The sequence below is a fragment of the Halobellus sp. genome, assembly GCF_042218505.1.
GTDB lineage: Archaea > Halobacteriota > Halobacteria > Halobacteriales > Haloferacaceae > Haloquadratum.
Map to the genome: position 1 here is coordinate 1 of NZ_JBDGQZ010000053.1, position 3,319 is coordinate 3,319.

General features: G+C 61.8%; 2 protein-coding genes. One reads left to right on the forward strand and one right to left on the reverse strand.

Annotated features, from left to right (window positions below):
* Positions 1–415: 415 nt before the first annotated feature.
* Positions 416–1,786, forward strand: coding sequence for a cryptochrome/photolyase family protein (locus tag ABEI27_RS13745; RefSeq protein ID WP_375799974.1), 1,371 nt, complete (start codon positions 416–418; stop codon positions 1,784–1,786).
* Between the two features lie 144 nt (positions 1,787–1,930).
* Here ABEI27_RS13745 and ABEI27_RS13750 read toward each other — a convergent pair whose 3' ends face one another.
* Complete coding sequence (locus ABEI27_RS13750; protein WP_375799975.1) at positions 1,931–3,091, reverse strand: M24 family metallopeptidase; 1,161 nt, start codon at positions 3,089–3,091, stop codon at positions 1,931–1,933.
* Positions 3,092–3,319: the final 228 nt, after the last annotated feature.

Genomic DNA, 3,319 nt, shown 5'->3' on the forward strand with positions numbered 1-3,319 from the left:
GAGAGCACTCGACTGAAGATCGAGCTGTCCCCCGTTCAAATCGGGGAGGCGGCATCCAGTTTCTGTACAATTCCTATTCGAGAGCGTCACGCATTTGACCGAAGATCGAGCTGTCACGATCATCGCGATCTTAGCGAGCGCTCCTTTATATGGTTCTCACCCCAGATAGCGGCATCCTGTATGAGTCGAAGTCCAATGGCCGACCTTGGCGCTGACCCGTGATTTGACTCCGTCTCGTGAAGCGACAACCGGTGACTGCTGCCCCTGTGATTGGTGCTTGACTGACAGCGTCGCCACCGATACAACATCTCTACGTGATGAGTGCCTCCTGCAACTGAGACGCAGTACGGCACCCGGTTACCCCTCTCTGTCGGACGGACGGACAGACTCATTTCAGTCCAGTCCAAGAGTAGCTATGCACCTCTTCTGGCACCAGCGGGACCTACGAATTCCGGACAACAGGGGACTCGCTCTGGCGGCGAAAAACGGTCCGACGTTGCCTCTCTACATCGTCGACACCGACCTGTTGAAACAGATCGGCACGCGGCAGCGCGCCTTTCTGCTGAACGGCGTGCAGAAACTGAAACAGCGGTACCGCGAACTCGGATCGGACCTGCTTATCCGTGCCGGAACGCCGGCCGAAGTGCTCGAAACGCTGGTCTCGCAGTACGACGCCGACCGGGTGTACTACAACCGTCACTACCGTCCGGCGCGCCGGAACCGCCAGCGGGCAGTCGACGATGCGGTCCCGACGAAATCCGTCACCGACCTGCTGTTGGTCGATCCCGAACGGCTGGACTCGCGCTACTCCTCTCACGGACAGTTCTATGACGACTGGCAGGACGAACACAAACTGACCCCGTTCGACGCTCCCGACTCGTCGCAACTCGTCACACTTGACGACGACGCCGACCCCCCGACTGTCTCGGCCGACATCGAACTACCAACAGCGGGCTATCCAGCAGCACGGGATCGCTACGATCAGTTCCTTACCGCCGGCATCGAGACATACAACGACACTCGCGACGATATGCGTCGGGCAGTCGAACAGCCGGTCGGTGCCGTATCGAGACTCTCGCCGTATCTCGCGGCAGGGATGCTCGGGATCCGCGAGATCTGGGCCGATGCGAGCGAACGGTGGGACGCTGCCCGCGGTCGCGCCCGGCGGAACATCGACAAATTCCGGTACGAACTCTCCTGGCGGGAACAGAACTACCATCTGCTGTACTACAATCCGACACTGCTCACGAGGAACTACAAGTCGTTCCCAAACGAGATTCCGTGGCGGGACGATAATGAAGGATTCGAGGCTTGGACACGCGGTGAGACCGGCTACCCCTTCGTCGACGCAGGAATGCGGCAACTGAATCGAGAGGGCTACGTCCACAACCGGCCGCGACAACTCGTCGCCTCGTTCCTCACCAAACATATGCTGATCGACTGGCGAAAAGGAGCGAGGTACTTCCACCGACAGCTGATCGACCACGACCCGGCGAACAACTACGGCAACTGGCAGTGGACCGCCTCGACCGGCACCGACAGCGTCGACGTTCGGATCTTCGACCCCGTCTCCCAGATGTCGAAGTACGACGACGACGCGACCTACGTCACCGAGTACGTTTCCGAACTGCGCGACGTCCCGGCCCACAAAATCGTCGACTGGCCGACGCTCTCACGCGCCGAACGGGACCGGCTGGCACCCGAATACCCGCACCCGATCGTGGACCGCAACGGGGGGTACGAGCGGGCACAGCAGGCCTTCGAGCGCGCGCTCGGGAAACGGTAGTGTGGTGGTAGCAGCAGGCGCAAACAGTGCAAGATCCCTCGCGGACGAGTGGGCCGCCGAGTCGACATTCCGGCGGAACGGAAGTCGACCCCGACTCAAGCCACCACACGGCAGCGGCGAGGCGCGCCGCTCGATGGGTCGCTCCTACTCTCGGATGACGTTCGATTCCAGATCCCGGGGATAGAACGTGAGGAAGTCGAGGCCGTCCTCGGTGATCGCGACCGTATCGGAGTGCCGGTAACCCTCTGTCTCGGTGTAGATGCCGGGTTCGATCGTGTACACGTGACCGGGTTTCATCTCGCCTTCCGCCCCACGGTCGATGTACGGCGGTTCGTGACCGCCGAGGCCGATGTTGTGGCCGACGTGGTGTCGCGCGAGATCGGTGACGCCCTGCTCTTCGAGGTAGTCCCAGACGGCCTGATCGACGTGACTGAGCGGAACGCCCGGACCCATCGCGTCGAAGGCGACATCCTGGGATTCGAGCATTATGTCGAAGTAGTGCGCCTGTTCGTCGCTGACCTCGCCGACGAACATCGTCCGCTCCAACTCGGAGTAGTACCCGTCGAGATTCGCGGTCGCGCCCGTGACCAGCACGTCGCCGCGCTCAAGCCGGCTGTTGGGCGTGTGCCCGTGCGGGAGCGCCGTCTCCTCGGCGCTGATGTATCCGGCGTGGACCGGCCCCTCGCCGCGCATCCGCACCGCGTATTCCGAGCCCAGCGCGTCCAGCATTGCCCGTGAGGCGTCAGTCGACGCCCGCTGGCTCACCGTAATCGGATGTGCGCCCGGTTCCGTGTAGTCGGCAAGATATCGATGCGCGAGGTTCGCCCACTTGGCGGACTCGCGGATCAGATCGACCTCGACGTCGGTTTTGGCCTCCCGCATCTCACTGACCCACCCCTGGTCGTCAACGTCGACGAAATTACTGAGCGGCGGGCCCTCGTACCCCATCACGCCCGGTGCGCCGTCAGCGTCCGCCAGCACGGAATCGACGCCGAGACCATCCAGCATTTCGACGGCGGTCGCAATCGGCTCTCCGCCGGGATAGTCGAAGTAACTGTGCACTGCGTCGATACGGGGATTCTCCTCGACCCGTTCGACCTCCAACCGTGGAACGGTGATCTCGATCCGCTCGTCGGTCAGCGCGAGAACGACCGGGCGCTCAGTCTGTACGTGGTGGAACCCGCTCACGTACTCGATACTGGTCGCATCGAACCAGACGGCGGCGTCGGCCGCTTGTTCAGCGAGGGAGTCCCTGACCTGTCGGATCCGTAGCGAAAACTCCCGTTCGGGAACCTTCGTAGTCATAGTATATCGAGAGGGGCAGTTCACAATAAATCGACTGGTTCGACCCGCTGCTCATCGAACCGTCGAGGAAATTTAGAGAATCCGGTTGCGCTGCGCCCCGCGTGCCGATTGTTTCGCCTTGCAACGCCTAATCGCCAGTGTACCCGATGTTATCGTCGGAGTCACCAGTGTACCCGATGTTATCGTCGGAGTCACCAGTGTACCCGATGTTATCGTCGGAATCGCCAG